The 14,412-nt window shown below is 70.3% G+C and carries 16 protein-coding genes and 3 tRNA genes; 8 read left to right on the forward strand and 11 right to left on the reverse strand.

The features are described from left to right. Window positions 1-24: 24 nt before the first annotated feature. From T9R20_RS01305 to T9R20_RS01315, 3 genes are read left to right on the forward strand one after another with little or no spacing between them, the layout of a single operon-like run. Window positions 25-960, forward strand: a complete 936-nt coding sequence (locus T9R20_RS01305) for a metal ABC transporter substrate-binding protein (RefSeq protein ID WP_416182924.1) — start codon at window positions 25-27, stop codon at window positions 958-960. Then, window positions 957-1,718 (forward strand): metal ABC transporter ATP-binding protein, encoded by a 762-nt coding sequence (locus tag T9R20_RS01310; protein ID WP_322410766.1) that lies wholly within the window; start codon window positions 957-959, stop codon window positions 1,716-1,718. Before T9R20_RS01305 ends, T9R20_RS01310 begins: the two co-directional genes overlap by 4 nt. Continuing rightward, a complete protein-coding gene (locus T9R20_RS01315) occupies window positions 1,715-2,632 on the forward strand; it encodes a metal ABC transporter permease (protein WP_322410767.1) in 918 nt (305 codons plus the stop codon). Before T9R20_RS01310 ends, T9R20_RS01315 begins: the two co-directional genes overlap by 4 nt. Here T9R20_RS01315 and T9R20_RS01320 read toward each other — a convergent pair. From T9R20_RS01320 to T9R20_RS01330, 3 genes are read right to left on the reverse strand one after another with little or no spacing between them, the layout of a single operon-like run. Then, window positions 2,590-3,453: a hypothetical protein gene (locus T9R20_RS01320; protein WP_322410768.1), complete on the reverse strand. Its 864-nt coding sequence runs from the start codon at window positions 3,451-3,453 to the stop codon at window positions 2,590-2,592. The genes T9R20_RS01315 and T9R20_RS01320 overlap by 43 nt on opposite strands. Further along, window positions 3,450-4,280 (reverse strand): hypothetical protein, encoded by an 831-nt coding sequence (locus tag T9R20_RS01325; protein WP_322410769.1) that lies wholly within the window; start codon window positions 4,278-4,280, stop codon window positions 3,450-3,452. Before T9R20_RS01325 ends, T9R20_RS01320 begins: the two co-directional genes overlap by 4 nt. Before the next feature lie 52 nt (window positions 4,281-4,332). Next, a complete protein-coding gene (locus T9R20_RS01330) occupies window positions 4,333-4,644 on the reverse strand; it encodes a hypothetical protein (protein ID WP_322410770.1) in 312 nt (103 codons plus the stop codon). Between the two features lie 213 nt (window positions 4,645-4,857). Between T9R20_RS01330 and T9R20_RS01335 the strand changes: the two genes are divergently transcribed. Then, complete coding sequence (locus tag T9R20_RS01335) at window positions 4,858-5,292, forward strand: helix-turn-helix domain-containing protein (RefSeq protein WP_322410771.1); 435 nt, start codon at window positions 4,858-4,860, stop codon at window positions 5,290-5,292. A gap of 16 nt (window positions 5,293-5,308) precedes the next feature. Here the strand turns inward: T9R20_RS01335 and T9R20_RS01340 are convergent, their stop codons facing one another. The 5 genes from T9R20_RS01340 to T9R20_RS01360 all read right to left on the reverse strand — a co-directional run bounded on the left by T9R20_RS01340 (window position 5,309) and on the right by T9R20_RS01360 (window position 6,704). Beyond that, a complete protein-coding gene (locus T9R20_RS01340; protein ID WP_322410772.1) occupies window positions 5,309-5,659 on the reverse strand; it encodes a hypothetical protein in 351 nt (116 codons plus the stop codon). 150 nt (window positions 5,660-5,809) lie between these two features. Further along, window positions 5,810-6,271 (reverse strand): hypothetical protein, encoded by a 462-nt coding sequence (locus tag T9R20_RS01345; protein ID WP_322410773.1) that lies wholly within the window; start codon window positions 6,269-6,271, stop codon window positions 5,810-5,812. 106 nt (window positions 6,272-6,377) lie between these two features. After that, a tRNA-Phe gene (locus tag T9R20_RS01350) sits at window positions 6,378-6,450 on the reverse strand. 80 nt (window positions 6,451-6,530) lie between these two features. After that, a tRNA-Asp gene (locus T9R20_RS01355) sits at window positions 6,531-6,604 on the reverse strand. A 27-nt stretch (window positions 6,605-6,631) separates the two neighbouring features. After that, window positions 6,632-6,704: transfer RNA gene (locus T9R20_RS01360), tRNA-Glu, on the reverse strand. 311 nt (window positions 6,705-7,015) lie between these two features. Between T9R20_RS01360 and T9R20_RS01365 the strand changes: the two genes are divergently transcribed. Next, complete coding sequence (locus T9R20_RS01365; protein ID WP_322412221.1) at window positions 7,016-8,395, forward strand: peptidoglycan DD-metalloendopeptidase family protein; 1,380 nt, start codon at window positions 7,016-7,018, stop codon at window positions 8,393-8,395. 21 nt (window positions 8,396-8,416) lie between these two features. On the opposite strand, the gene T9R20_RS01370 is transcribed toward T9R20_RS01365, so the two are convergent. The 3 genes from T9R20_RS01370 to T9R20_RS01380 form a co-directional block, all read right to left on the reverse strand. Continuing rightward, window positions 8,417-9,760, reverse strand: coding sequence for a DUF2254 domain-containing protein (locus T9R20_RS01370; RefSeq protein ID WP_322410774.1), 1,344 nt, complete (start codon window positions 9,758-9,760; stop codon window positions 8,417-8,419). A 26-nt stretch (window positions 9,761-9,786) separates the two neighbouring features. Continuing rightward, window positions 9,787-10,323, reverse strand: a complete 537-nt coding sequence (ppa, locus tag T9R20_RS01375) for an inorganic diphosphatase (protein ID WP_124292192.1) — start codon at window positions 10,321-10,323, stop codon at window positions 9,787-9,789. A 62-nt stretch (window positions 10,324-10,385) separates the two neighbouring features. Then, window positions 10,386-10,580 (reverse strand): hypothetical protein, encoded by a 195-nt coding sequence (locus T9R20_RS01380; RefSeq protein ID WP_322410775.1) that lies wholly within the window; start codon window positions 10,578-10,580, stop codon window positions 10,386-10,388. Between the two features lie 69 nt (window positions 10,581-10,649). On the opposite strand from T9R20_RS01380, the gene tilS reads away from it, so the two are divergent. The 3 genes from tilS (at window position 10,650) to ftsH (ending at window position 14,407) form a co-directional block, all read left to right on the forward strand. Further along, on the forward strand, window positions 10,650-11,642 hold the full coding sequence (tilS, locus tag T9R20_RS01385; protein ID WP_322410776.1) for a tRNA lysidine(34) synthetase TilS: 993 nt from the start codon (window positions 10,650-10,652) through the stop codon (window positions 11,640-11,642). Window positions 11,643-11,704: 62 nt separating this feature from the next. Beyond that, window positions 11,705-12,256 carry a hypoxanthine phosphoribosyltransferase gene (hpt, locus tag T9R20_RS01390; protein ID WP_322410777.1) on the forward strand — a complete coding sequence of 184 codons (552 nt, stop codon included), beginning with the start codon at window positions 11,705-11,707 and terminating at the stop codon, window positions 12,254-12,256. A 144-nt stretch (window positions 12,257-12,400) separates the two neighbouring features. After that, window positions 12,401-14,407, forward strand: coding sequence for an ATP-dependent zinc metalloprotease FtsH (ftsH, locus tag T9R20_RS01395; protein ID WP_322410778.1), 2,007 nt, complete (start codon window positions 12,401-12,403; stop codon window positions 14,405-14,407). Window positions 14,408-14,412 lie beyond the last annotated feature (5 nt).

Raw genomic sequence — 14,412 nt, forward strand, 5'->3', positions numbered from 1 at the left:
CCCTCGACCGCTATATTTTTCGGTATGCCGAAAAATCGTGCGGCGCTCACCGGTGCGCTCCTCACGGGGATGCTGGCGCTCGCCGCGGCGCTCGCGGGATGCGCCGGCGGCGCGACCGACGGGCCTGCGGAGGACGACCGCCCGGTCGTGCTCACCACCTTCACCGTGCTCGCCGACATCGCGCAGAACGTCGCCGGTGAGCACCTGCGCGTGGAGTCGCTCACCAAGGCGGGGGCCGAGATCCACGGGTACGAGCCGACGCCCGGCGACGTCCGCCGCGCCGCCGATGCCGACCTCATCCTCGACAACGGTCTGGGCCTGGAGGCCTGGTTCGTGCAGTTCGTCGAGTCGGTCGATGTGCCGCACGTGGTGGTCTCTGGCGGCGTCGACCCGATCGACATCTCCGGTGACGCCTACGAGGGTCTGCCGAATCCGCATGCGTGGATGAGTCCTGTGAACGCCGCGATCTACATCGACAACATCGTGGCCGCCTTCGCCGAGCTCGACCCCGACAACGCCGACGACTACGCCGCGAACGGCGAGGCCTACGCGTCTGAGGTGCAGGCGGTCTACGACGACCTGCTCGCCGAGCTCGATGCGGTGCCCGAGGCGCAACGCGTGCTCGTCACCTGCGAGGGCGCGTTCTCGTACCTCGCGCGCGATGCCGGGCTCGACGAGGCGTACATCTGGCCGGTGAACGCCGAGCAGCAGGCGACCCCGCAGCGGATCGCCGCCGTCATCGAACGGGTCGACGCCGACGGCATCCCCTCTGTCTTCTGCGAGTCCACGGTGTCGGACCGCCCGATGCAGCAGGTCGTCGAGGCGACCGGCGCCGCCTTCGGCGGCACCCTCTACGTCGACTCCCTCTCCGAGCCCGACGGCCCCGTGCCGACCTACCTCGATCTGCTCCGCCATGACGCCGACCTGATCGCCGCGGGGCTTCAGGGGGAGAGCGGATGACGCATCCTATCGAGGTGTCGCACATCACCGTCCGCTATGGCGACGTCGTCGCGCTGCGCGACGTCTCGCTCGAGGTCGGCGCGGGTCGCGTCACGGGCCTCATCGGCATGAACGGGTCGGGCAAGTCGACCCTCTTCGCCGCGATCGTGGGGCGCCTGCGCCCCGACAGCGGCACCGTCCGCCTCGACGGTGCCGACCCGGCGACCGCCCGCCGACGCGGGCTCGTCGGGTACGTCCCGCAGTCGGAGGCGGTGGACTGGACGTTCCCGGTCTCGGTGCGCGACGTCGTGATGATGGGGCGTTACGGCCGGCTGGGTCCCACCCGCCGCGCCGCCGCCGCCGACCGCCGCGCGGTCGACGATGCCCTCGCCCGGGTCGACCTCGAGGATCTCTCCGACCGGCAGATCGGCCGCCTCTCGGGCGGCCAGCGCAAACGCGCGTTCGTCGCCCGCGCCATCGCGCAGGATGCCGGCATCCTGCTGCTGGACGAACCCTTCGCCGGGGTCGACAAGCGCTCCGAGGCGACCATCGTCGGGCTCCTCCGCGACCTCGCCGCGGCGGGCCGGACCGTCCTCGTCTCGACCCACGACCTGCACGCCCTGCCCGACCTCGCCGACGAGGCCGTGCTGCTGATGAACCGCGTCCTCTTCCACGGGCCGGTCGCCCAGGCCCTCGAGCCCGCGACGCTCGCGCGCGCGTTCGGGCTCGACGAGCAGGTCGATCAGCGGCAGCCGGCAGACGAGGGGGATGCCGCATGACCCCCCTCGACATCCTCCTCGAGCCGCTGCAGTACGACTTCATGGTGCGCGCGCTCGCCACCACGGTCGTCGCGGCGATCGTCTGCGCGCTGCTGTCGTGCTGGCTCGTGCTCGTCGGCTGGTCGCTCATGGGCGACGCGGTCTCGCACGCCGTCCTTCCGGGGGTCGTCCTCGCCTACGTCGTCGGCGCTCCGTTCGCGCTCGGCGCGCTCGTCTTCGGACTTCTCGCGGTCGCGCTCATCGGTCTTATCCGCGGCACCAGCAGGGTGAAAGAGGATGCCGCGATCGGCATCGTCTTCACGACGCTCTTCGCCCTCGGGCTCGTCCTCATCTCAGTCACCCCGAGTCAGACCGACCTCAGTCACATCATCTTCGGGAACATCCTCGGCATCTCCGACGCCGAGTTCGTACAGGTGGTCGTCCTCGCCGTCGTGGCGTTCGCGGTGCTCATCGTCAAGCGCCGCGACCTGACGCTCTACGCGTTCGACCCGACGCACGCGTTCGCGATCGGGCTGTCGCCGCGCGTTCTCGGGGCGCTGCTCCTGGGCGTGCTCGCCCTCACCGCCGTCGTCGCGCTGCAGGTGGTCGGGGTGATCCTCGTCGTTGCCATGCTCATCATCCCGGGGGCGACCGCGTACCTCCTCACCGACCGCTTCGGTCGCATGCTCGTCCTCGCCCCGGTCGTATCGGCGACGGCGTCGGTGATCGGCATCTATCTGAGCTACTGGCTCGATGCGGCATCCGGTGGTCTGGTCGTGCTCGTGCAGGGGGCCTTCTTCACCCTGGCCTACCTCTTCGCCCCGAGGCAGGGGATCATCGGGCGCCGGATCTCCGCTCGCCGCGTTCGTCGCGAGGCGGCGTCACCCGACCGTCAGGGGGCGTCGCCCGCGAGGACCCGCACGTCCGAGCCCTGACGCTCGAACCGCAGCGGCGTGCCCTCGGGGTAGCGCTCCAGCAGCTCGGCGGGCATCCCGGGCTGGACGCGGAACGACACCGATGCGCTGAACGCGCCCACACCGCAGCCGAGGAACACCTGCCGCTGCGCCTCGCCGCCGTCGCCGACGACGAGGAGGCACTCGTCGGTGCCACCGCCTATCCACTCCTCCTTGCTCGTGAAGACGGTGAGCCCGTAGAACTCGTCGAACCCGCGGAGCGACTCCGCGGGGATGCCGAGGAAGTCGGGCGGCGTGAAGGCGGGATCGGTGGCGAGGGTGCCCACCTGCTGCCCCCCGCCGGTGCGCTCGACGGTGGTTGCGCCGGCGACGGCGATGACGGCGCCGATCGCCGCAGCGGCGACCACCGAGGCGACCCACGGAACCCGGCGACGGGGAAACCAGGCGCGAAGGGGAGGCCTCTCCTCGGCGTGTGGGACGGGGGATGCCGCGGCGTCGGCGTCGGCGGTCGGGGGCGGCGTCTCGGTGCCGGCCGTCGTCGGGGACGGCCTCTCGGCGTCGGGCGTCGTGGCGGTCAATCGTGCCGGCGCGGCGGTGGTCGTCTCGGACGGGGAAGCCGGTGCGGCCGCCGAGGCCTGTGACACCGGCCGTGGTGCCGCCGGGGTCCCCGCCACCGAAGACGCCTTCGCGGCGCCATCCGGCCGTTCGTCCTTCGCCCGCACGGCCGCCTCGAGTGCGCGCAGCCGCTCGAGCGCCTCGGGGTCGGCGTCGAGGTCCGCGCCCGGACCCCACGCGCGTTCCCGCAGGCGTCGCAGCTCGTGTTCGGCGGTGGCGTCGCTCATCGCTCGGCTCCGCCCGCTTCGACGGAAACCTCCTGCCCGACGAACACGCCCACACGCGTGCCGTCGGAGACGAACTGGATGGGCGTTCCCACCGGGAACTCGGCGATGAGGTCGCGGGGGAGGCCCGGGGCGACGGTGAACTGCGCCGAGGCGGGGAAATCCCCCGCACCGCACCCCACGAACAGGCGGCCCTGGAACGTCTGCGACTGGTAGTTGACATCGCCGCCGGCGGTGATGACGAGGCATTCGTCCGAGCCCGGCCCGAGCCACGGCCGGTCGGTGGCCATGACGACCATCCCGTGGAAATCCTCGAAGCCGCGCACCGACCACGTCTCGGAGTCCATGAACAGCGGCGACGCGAAGTCCTCCTCGACGTTCAGCGTCGCGACCTGACGGATGCCGCCGGTGTCGGCGGCGGCACCCATCACACCGGCGGTGATGCCCGCCCCGATCACGAGGGCTCCGACGAGCGAGGCCGCCCACGTGGCAGCGGGTCGGGGGCGGTGCGGACGCGCGGGAGCGGCGTCGTCGGCCTCGCTCGCGGCATCCTCATCTTCGGGAATCAGCAGGATGTCGGTGGCGGCGCCCGTGGCGTCGGGATGCCGCGCCGCGACGCGCGGCGCAGTCGCCGTCACCGCGGGGGGCGCCGGCGGTGACGGGGAAGGGGCGGGCAGGGCGCGGGCTTCGAGGTCGTCGAGCCGCGCGAGGGCCGCCGGGTCGAGGTGAAGGTCGGCATCGGGGCCGAAGGCGCGACGCCGGAGGGTGCGCAGTTCGGCGGCCTCGCTGTCATCGAGCGGGGCGGTGCCCCGTCGCGGACCGTCCTCCATGCCGTCAGCCTACGGCGGCGGAGGAGCGGTGGGGTCGGCGTAACCTGCCGATTCAGCCGGCGGCGGCGAGGGTGAGGGCGGGCTGGGGCTCGGGCTCAGGAGTCGGCGCGAACAGGCGCGCGTCGAGGTTGAGGCCGCCCGAGGAACTCGCCTCGTTCGCGAGTTTCTGCAGCAGGGGCCCGTCGATCTTCTCGGCGTCGACCGAGCTGAAGGTGAAGCGCAGCGGGATCGCCGGGTGCAGCCAGAGCGTCGTGCGTCCGGGCGCCTCGTCGTCGGTGTGGCGCCACGTGATGGTGAAGGATTCGTTCCGTCGGAGCTTCGTCGCCGCCAGCACCTTCACGTGCGCGAGCATGCGGTCAGGCATCGGAATTGCCTGCGTGTCGCTTCCGTAATAGAGATAACCCATTTCCACTCCTTCGCCAGGCCCACCCAGCGTTTGGGATCGAGGTATCGACACCGGGAGCGAGCCAATGGCGACGTGGTCAACGCTAACAGAAAAGTTCACCGATTTAGTTAAATTGATGTAATACTCAGACGGTGAACCCCGTCGCCCGGCGTGGGCACCAGGATGGAGGCGATGACCATCGCACGACAGCCATCCACGCTGCGCCGGGCCCTCTCCGGATACTTCGACGCGCGCTCGGCAGCGTTCGCGCGAGCCCGGCGAGACCTCAACATGGGGGACGGCGACGCCCGGGCACTGATGTTCATCTGCGAACGCCCAGGGGTGCGCGCGGCCGACATCGCCGCCTATCTGGGAATCACCGCCGCTGGCGCCACGGCGCTCATCGACCGACTGGTCGAACGCGGTGTCGCGACGCGCGAGTACGACCCGGACGATCGCCGCGTCATCCGCATCAACCCCGCCATCGACCTCTCGGATGACCCGTGGTCATCGCTGTGCCGGTTCGACGACGACTTCGAGGATGCCGTGGCACTGCGCGATGTGACTCGGATCGAGGAGCTCTCGACGCTCCTCGACGACCTGACGGTCGCGGTCGCGTCCCGCTGAGACCGCGGGTGGCGGCTTAGGGCTGGTCACCCTCGAGGTACTGCGCTGACTTGCGCTCGAGGAACCGGCAGAGTCGGGCGACGTAGGTGAGATCCTCGGCGAGGGCGCTGACCTGTTCGGGCGGCATCGACACAGGACTGTCGCGTGGTTCGAAACTCACCAGCCAGCGCGCCGAGCCGGGTTGCTCGGGTCGGATCGCGGTCGTCGTGGAGAGTCGCTCGAACTTCACCCCGACGAGCCCGGTGTCCGCTCCGTCCGCCCCGTCCTGCGGGATCACGCGCACCGTGCCCGCGAAGCCGGCGTGCTCGCCGGAGGCGAGGAACTCCTCCAACCATGCCTGGAGGGTGGCGGCGTTGCGGAAGGGCATGAAGAACCGTTCAGATCGATGACACGTCACCTGGATTATGCGTCATGTCGGGCGTTTGCGGCACAAAATTCGCACTTGACCACAGGCAGAGCGGCGATCGGTGTGAGATCCGCGTGATTCTGTGGGGTTCGGTGAACGGCCCTTTCTCCGTCACGGAATGTACCTCCAGCCCTCCTCGACCGCTCGGTATGCGCAGAGGAGGATGCCGGCGGCCAGCGTCCCGGTCGCGGCCACCGCGAGCGCGGCCGGCCATCTGAGCCCGTCGACGCGCAGGACGCTCAGCGCGGCTCCGATGAGGAGCGCGAGCGCGAGAATCTGCAGGAAGACACCGAACCCGACGAGCAGCGCTGCTTCATCGTCGCGGACCGATAACGCCAGGCTCACTGCCGCTGCGGCAGCGGAGAGAATCGCGCCGGCGCACAACAGCCCCACGACGAAGCGACCGCTGGAACAGCCGTCCCCGCGGAGGCGCCGTCCGGGGTGAGTCCGTACGGGAACGGGGGCAGACCCGTGGAGGACGCGGTCGAATGTCGGGCGGGCTTCGTCCGTGAGACGAGGTGGGGCCAGCGCTCTGGCGTCGTCGCCGGCATCCTCATCCGCGTCGATTCCCACGTTCAGGAGACTATTCGTCCTCGGGCATCGTGGGCCCGACCGTTGACGACGCGGGTGCCCGGGAATGAAGAAACCCCCGTGTGTAGAAGCCACACGAGGGTCCCAGTGGCTCCGACGGGCGTCGATCCCGTGACCTCACGATTTTCAGTCGTGCGCTCTACCAACTGAGCTACAGAGCCGCGCAGCATCCGTATCGCGAACGACGCGATGCCACGTCCTAGACGAAAGGCCTCCTCGAAAGAAGGCCCGCCGCTTGGAGCGACCCTGACGGGACTTGAACCCGCGACCTCCGCCGTGACAGGGCGGCACGCTAACCAACTGCGCTACAGGGCCATGCTTATTCAATTGTGCCTTACGGAGTGACCCCAACGGGATTCGAACCCGTGCTACCGCCGTGAAAGGGCGGCGTCCTAGGCCGCTAAACGATGGGGCCGATGAACGAACCCGGAGGCTCACTCGCCGACGCCCAAGCATACGCAATCCCCGACGCTTGCGCCAATCGAGCCATCGGATGCCGCGCAGACCCGCGCGTCGCGCGAGTGTGTGCGCCCGTCGAAGGGGACACTGTCCCCGACGACCGACCGGACTCGACCCCTTCGATTCCGGTGATCACCGTTGCGATTGTGACTGATGTTGCTAGTGTGATGCACGTCTACTTCTGCCTGTGTGCGAAGGAGAGGGCCTGTGGACTCCGACGCTGTGCATGACGACTGCGGCTGCGCGCCCACGTCGCGCGAGAAGGCGATGCTCTGGCCCGATCTCAGCCGCCGTGGTCTGCTGGGTCTCGGTATCGCCGGCATCGCGGCCGCAGGTGCCCTCGCAGGCCCCGCGTTGGCACCGGCCTTCGCCGTCGACTACCCGTCGTGGGAAGACGTCGAGCGCGCCAAGCAGAACGAGGGCGCGAAGGCCGCCGAGATCACCCGCATCGAGGGCCTCATCGCCGGTCTCGCCGCCGACGTCGCCGCCAAGCAGGCCGAGGCGATCCGCGCCGGAGACGAGTACTACGAGGCGCAGCAGGCGTACTTCGAGGCGGCCTATCGCGCCGATGAGCTGCAGCGCCAGGCGGACGAGCAGGCGCTGAAGGCCACGGATGCCGCGAACAAGGCCGGCCGCGTGGCCGCCGAGCTGTATCGCAACGGTGGGGACGACACCTCGCTCGAGCTCTTCTTCGCCGGGTCCGCCGCCAGTGCCGACGATCTGCTGGCGCGCCTCGGCACGATGGACAAGCTCGTCGAGCGCAACCGCGACGTCTACGCCGACGCCATCAGCGCCCGCAACTCGGCGCAGAGCCTCAGCGACCAGGCCGCCGTGCAGCGCGCGGAGCGCGACCGCCTGCAGAAGGAGGCGGAGCAGAAGATGGTCGCCGCCCAGGAGGCGGCGGCTGCGGCCGAGGCGGCGCTCGCCGCGCAGGAGACCCACCGCGTCGAGCTCGAGGCCCAGCTCGCCGCCCTGCGCGACACGACCGCGAAGACGATCGCCGACTATCAGGCGGGCGTCGAGGCTCGCCGCAAGGCCGAGGAAGAGCGCAAGCGCCGCGAGCAGGAAGCGGCCGCGGCCGCAGCCGCGGAGGCCGCGCGCCTCGCCGAAGAAGAGCGCAAGCGTCGCGAAGCGCAGCAGAACAGCGGCGGCGGTGGCGGAGGCGGCGGATCGTCCTCCGGCGGAGGCGGAGGCGGCGGTGGTGGCGGCGGCGGAAACGGCGGCGGAGTCGTCGGCAGCGGCTGGGCGCGTCCGTCGTCGGGCTGGCGCTCCTCCGGCTACGGGTGGCGCACCAGCCAGTGCGGTTCACAGGGGTGCGCGAGCTCCTTCCACGCCGGGGTCGACCTCGCCGCCGGGTGTGGCGCGGGCATCTTCGCCGCCTCGGCGGGCCGCGTGACGTACTCGGGCTACAACGGCGGCTACGGCAACTACGTCCGGATCGATCACGGCGGCGGCATCGGCACCGGCTACGGTCACATGTCGGCGATCTACGTCGGCTACGGTCAGTGGGTCAACGCCGGCCAGCTGATCGGCGCCGAGGGGAACACGGGGCGATCGTTCGGCTGCCACCTGCACTACGAGTGCTACGTCAACGGCGCGACGACGAACCCGATCGACTTCATGGCCGCGCGGGGCATCGGCGTCTGACGCGCGTCCGGCGGGTCTCGCTCACGCGTCGCGGAGAGAGACCGTCACCTCGCGGATCAGGTCGCGACACTTGCGCAGGTCGCCGTCGTCGACACCGAGGCGTTCGATCGCCCGCTCGATGCCCGCCAGCTCCTCGAAAAGTGCCTCGCGTTGGCGGACACCCTGCGTCCGGCGGCCGATCTCTCCGATCGCCCGGATAAGTCGTGCGGCGACACGGGGGTCACCGCTGCCGTAGCGACGCACCCCTCCGAGCCCCAGATCGACGAGGGCGCGGAAATCCGGGTTGCGCGGGATCAGCCGAACGGTTCCCGCCTCGTCCGCCCAGCACGCGGGAAGGTCGGGCCGTGAGGCGATGTCGGCGAGCAGATCGGCGAGGTGGCCGACGGCGTACTCCGCGGTCGTCGGGTCGTTGACCCCGGGAGAGAGAGCCTTCATCGCGACATCGGCGATCTGGCGGATGCCGAAGCTGACGTCCTGTGAGGGCGTCGGTTCGTAGGACAGGCTCATCCGGCCGAGCAGCCACTCATCCACGCCGGCGTCGGCCCTCGTGAGCGCCGTGTCGCGGTGCCACCATCGGAGCACGGGCGAACCCGCCACGATGCTGTCGCCGATCGTGCAGAGCTCTTCGACCACGATGTCGTGCTCTCGTGCGAGGGCGATGAGGCCGGCACGGTCGACACCGGTCAGGAAGCCGGACGTCGTCGCTGCGACGTCGCGCGAAGCGCGCGGGGTCGGCGGGATCGACGCCGGTGCGCGGGGCCGCGCCCGCCACAGAAGATCGATCGTCCGGGACGCCTCTCGATGCGCGTCGCGCATCATCGTCTCGAGCCGCAGTTGCCGAGCGAGGTGGGCGAGGAAGAACGTGAGCATCACCACGCTCGTCAGGGTGGCGACGGATGCCACGGTGACCGCGATCCGAGGGACGAAGGCGTCGGCTCCTTCGGTGGCGTCTTCCACGGTGCGGAGCACCGTCAGCGCGTAGGCGAAGGTGCCCATGAAGGTCGCCAGGGTGGCGTGAACCATCCGGTCGGCGGCGAACATCCGCAGCAGACGCGGTGACCCCTGGCTGCTGGCCAGCTGCAGCGCGAGGACGGTCAGTGAGAAGGTGAGCGAGGTGACGGTGATGACGGACCCTGCGATGGCGGAGAGCACCGCGCGCGCCGCCTCGACGCCGCCGCCGAACAGCAGCGCAGCGAACGTCGGCGACAGATCCTGGTCCACCACGCGATCGACCTCGGGCACGAGCACCCCGAGCGCGACGGCGACGACGGTGGCCGCCAGCGGAATCGGCCAGAGCCGCGACGCGATCGCCTCGTTGATGGCGGCCACGCGTAGTCCTGGTCCGTTGCCCGCCACCGTCGTCATCCGATCTCTCTGTGGCCTGGCGCGCCTCAGTCGAGCGTGTTCGGCGACTCGCCCTCACCCTGGGTGCGGGTCTCGCCCTCGTGCTCCTCGAAGCGGACGAAGGCCTCGCTCACGAGACGCTCGGCCTCGGCGGCGTTCGCCCACTGGTCGACCTTGACCCACTTGTTGGGCTCGAGGTCCTTGTAGTGCTCGAAGAAGTGCCCGATCTCGTTCTTGGTGTACTCGGGGATGTCGTCGACGTCCTGGATGTGCGCCCAGCGCGGGTCCTTCGCCAGCACCGCGACGACCTTGTCGTCGCCGCCCGCCTCATCCACCATCTTCAGCACGCCGACCGGGCGGACCTTCGCCAGGATGCCGGGCATGAGGTCCTGATCGAGGAGCACCAGCACGTCGAGCGGGTCGCCGTCTTCGCCAAGGGTGTTCTCGAAGAACCCGTAGTTGGTCGGGTACCCCATCGGGGTGAAGAGGATGCGATCGAGGAAGACCCGTCCGGTGCCGTGGTCGACCTCGTACTTGATCTTGCTGTTGCGCGGGATCTCGATGACGGCGTCGTATGCGCCCATGCCTGTGCTCCTTCAGAACGGTGGGTAGCCGGCGACCAGCCTAGTCGCGGCCGTCCCGCCGCTCAGGATCGTCGCAGCTGCACGACCGACACAATGGCGATGGCGAGGCCCGCGACGACCATGAACCACCCGAGGACGGGCCCGCCGTTGGTGAGGAGGGCGCCGACCCCCGCGGCGAGCAGAAGGATCGCGACCACGAGGCCGATGATCATGTACAGCCGGTAGCGGGTGCGACCCATCTCGGATTCGGATTCCATGGCCACACCGTAGGGCGCGGAGCGCGACCTGTCGACGGTCGCCACGCCGCCGGTGGGTAGCGTGGGGGCGTGACGCACCGACCCTCGCTCGACCCGGTTGTCGCCGCCGTGCGCCTCGCGGTGCGACGCGGCCTCGCCTCCGTGCCCGACGGATCGCGGATCGTGGTCGGCCTGTCGGGCGGTGCCGACTCGCTCGCCCTCACCGCGGCGACGGTGTTCGAGTCCGCGCGGCGGGGGATCAGGGTGGTCGCGATCACGGTCGACCACGGGCTGCAGGAGGGGTCGGAGGATGCCGCGGAGGCGGCCCGCGACGCCGCGGAGGCTCTGGGCGCCGCGGCGCGAGTGGTCCGGGTGGAGGTGCGGGGCGCCGGTGGTCCCGAGGCGGCGGCCCGCGACGCGCGTTACCGCGCGCTCCGGGACGCGGCGCGGGTGGAAGGAGCGGCGGCGATCCTCACCGGCCACACCCTCGACGATCAGGCCGAGACGGTGCTGCTGGGTCTGGCCCGCGGATCGGGCGCGGCGAGCCTGCAGGGCATGGCAGCGGCATCCGATCTCGACGGGATGCCGCTGCTGCGGCCACTTCTCACCGTGCCCCGCGAGACCACCCGGGCCGCGTGCGCGGCGGAGGGGCTCACGCCCTGGGACGACCCGCACAACGCCGACGCGCGCTTCGCGCGGGTGCGGGTGCGCGAGCGGGTGCTGCCGGTGCTCGAGGCCGAGCTCGGCCCGGGCGTCGCCGAAGCGCTCGCCCGCACCGCCGAGCAGCTGCGGGAGGACGCTGCGGCCTTCGAGGAGATGATCGACGAGACGATCGAAGACATCGTCGAGCACGCCGAGGCGGGCATCGCGGTCTCGGTCGCGGCGCTCGCCGCCAACCCGCCGGCGCTCCGGCACCGCATCATCCGCCACGTCGTGGCCGCCGAATTCGGCGAGAGCCTCACCCGCGTGCAGACCCTCGAGGTCGCGCGCCTGGTCACGGATTGGGCCGGCCAGGGCCCGATCGACCTCCCGGCGTGCCGCGCCGCGCGCGTCGGCGGTCGCGTGGTCTTCACCGCCCGCTGACCGCCCGGGCGCGCCCCCCGCCCCGCTCGGCGCGGAACACTCGGCGCCGTAAGCTGGAGCGCATGCGCGCGGCCGACATCGAAGGCGACATCACCCGGGTTCTGTTCACCGAGGAGGAGATCCGCAGCAAGCTCGACGAGATCGCGGCGCGGGTCGCCGCCGACTACGAGGGCAAGGACGTCGTCCTGGTCGGCGTCTTGAAGGGCGCCATCATGGTGATGGCCGACTTCTCGCGGGCTCTGCCGGTGTCGTACCCGATGGACTGGATGGCGGTGTCGTCGTACGGCACCGGGACCCGCTCGAGCGGTGTGGTGCAGATCCGCAAGGATCTCGACACCGACCTGCACGACAAGCACGTGCTGATCGTCGAGGACATCATCGACTCCGGACTGACCCTCCGCTGGCTGCTCGACAACTTCGCCTCGCGCGGTGTCGCATCCGTCGAGGTGTTCGCGCTGTTCCGCAAGCCGGATGCTGCGAAGGTGCACGTCGACTGCAAGTACGTCGGGTTCGACATCCCCAATGACTTCGTGATCGGCTACGGCCTCGACTACGCCGAGAAGTACCGCAACCTCCGCGACGTCGCGGTGCTCGCGCCGCACGTGTACGCCTGACGCGCCCCGCATCTCGCGTCGATTCCGCCCACGACGAACGCACAGGCCGGGCATAGAGAGCCCGCGATACCCTGAATCCACCGTTGCCGCGGCTCCCGTCACGCCCACGGCTCGTCGAGGAAGGGATCGGGCCCCGCCCGCACCATGAACCTGAAGAAGATCACCAGGAACCCGCTGTTCTACATCGTGCTGATCGGGATCTTCCTGATCGTGGGCTTCTCGCTGATCTCGAGCCTCGGGGGCGCGAGGCAGATCTCCACGCAGGAGGGTCTGGAACTCCTCGACGGCGGCACGGTGACCGAGGTCCTCAACACCGACGGCGACCAGCGCGTCGACCTCACCCTCGCCGAGCCCTACGAGGGCGCCACCGAGGTGCAGTTCTACTACGTCCAGGCCCGCGCCGAAGAGGTCGTCAACGCCATCAACGCCGCGAACCCCGAGGACGGCTTCAACGATTCGGTGCCGCAGCCGTCGTGGTTCGACGGCTTCCTGTCGCTGATGATCCCGCTGCTGCTCCTGGGTCTGCTGTTCTGGTTCCTGCTCTCCAGCGCTCAGGGCGGCGGCAGCAAGGTCATGCAGTTCGGCAAGTCGCGCGCGAAGCTCGTGACGAAGGAGATGCCGCAGGTCACCTTCGTCGACGTCGCCGGGGCCGATGAGGCCATCGAGGAGATGCAGGAGATCAAGGACTTCCTGAAGGACCCGGCCAAGTTCCAGGCGGTCGGCGCCCGCATCCCGAAGGGCGTGCTGCTCTACGGCCCTCCCGGGACCGGAAAGACCCTGCTGGCCCGCGCCGTCGCGGGCGAGGCGGGCGTTCCCTTCTACTCGATCTCGGGTTCGGACTTCGTCGAGATGTTCGTCGGCGTCGGCGCCAGCCGCGTGCGAGACCTGTTCAACCAGGCCAAGGAGAACGCGCCGGCCATCATCTTCATCGACGAGATCGACGCCGTCGGCCGCCACCGCGGCGCCGGCATGGGCGGGGGTCACGACGAGCGCGAGCAGACCCTGAACCAGATGCTCGTCGAGATGGACGGCTTCGACCCCAAGGCGAACGTCATCGTCATCGCGGCGACGAACCGTCCCGACATCCTCGATCCCGCGCTCCTTCGCCCCGGCCGATTCGACCGGCAGATCGGCGTCGACGCCCCCGACCTCAAGGGCCGGCAGAAGATCCTGCAGGTGCACGGCCGCGGAAAGCCGCTGGCCGACAGCGTCGACCTCGAGGTCGTCGCCCGCAAGACCCCCGGGTTCACCGGCGCCGACCTCGCGAACGTGCTCAACGAGGCCGCCCTGCTCACCGCCCGCTCCAACGCGCAGCTCATCGACAACCGCGCGCTCGACGAGGCGATCGACCGGGTCATCGCGGGCCCGCAGCGCCGTACTCGTGTCATGCGCGACAAGGAGAAGCTCATCACCGCGTACCACGAGGGCGGCCACGCCCTCGCCGCGGCGGCGATGAACCACACCGACCCGGTGACGAAGGTCACGATCCTCCCGCGCGGCAAGGCCCTCGGCTACACGATGGTGCTGCCGCTGGACGACAAGTACTCGATCACCCGCAACGAGCTGCAGGATCAGCTCACCTACGCCATGGGTGGCCGCGTCGCCGAGGAGATCGTCTTCCACGACCCCACCACCGGTGCGTCCAACGACATCGAGAAGGCCACCAGCATCGCGCGCAAGATGGTCACCGAGTACGGGATGACCACGCAGGTGGGTCCGGTCAAGCTGGGCCAGTCCTCGGGCGAGGTGTTCATGGGCCGCGACATGGGTCACGGTCGCGACTTCTCTGAGCGCATCGCCGAGCGGGTCGACGCGGAGGTGCGCGCCCTCATCGAGCAGGCGCACAACGAGGCGTACGAGGTCATCAACGCCAACCGCGACACGCTCGACAAGCTCGCCCTGGCGCTACTGGAGAAGGAGACGCTGGATCACATCGAGCTCGCCGAGATCTTCTCCGGCATCACCAAGCTCCCGCCACGTCCGCAGTGGCTCTCCAGCAGCGACCGCCCGGTCTCGACCCTTCCCCCGGTCGACGTCCCGCGTCGCGCCGAGCCCGCGGGCGTGGCGGCTTCGACCGCCGCCGAGGAGCCGGCCGCCGAGAAAGCGCCGGTGCGTCGGCCGAGCGGACAGGCGCGCCCGGCGACCGCGTAGGCTCG

This window comes from Microbacterium invictum (assembly GCF_034421375.1).
Taxonomy (GTDB): domain Bacteria; phylum Actinomycetota; class Actinomycetes; order Actinomycetales; family Microbacteriaceae; genus Microbacterium; species Microbacterium invictum_A.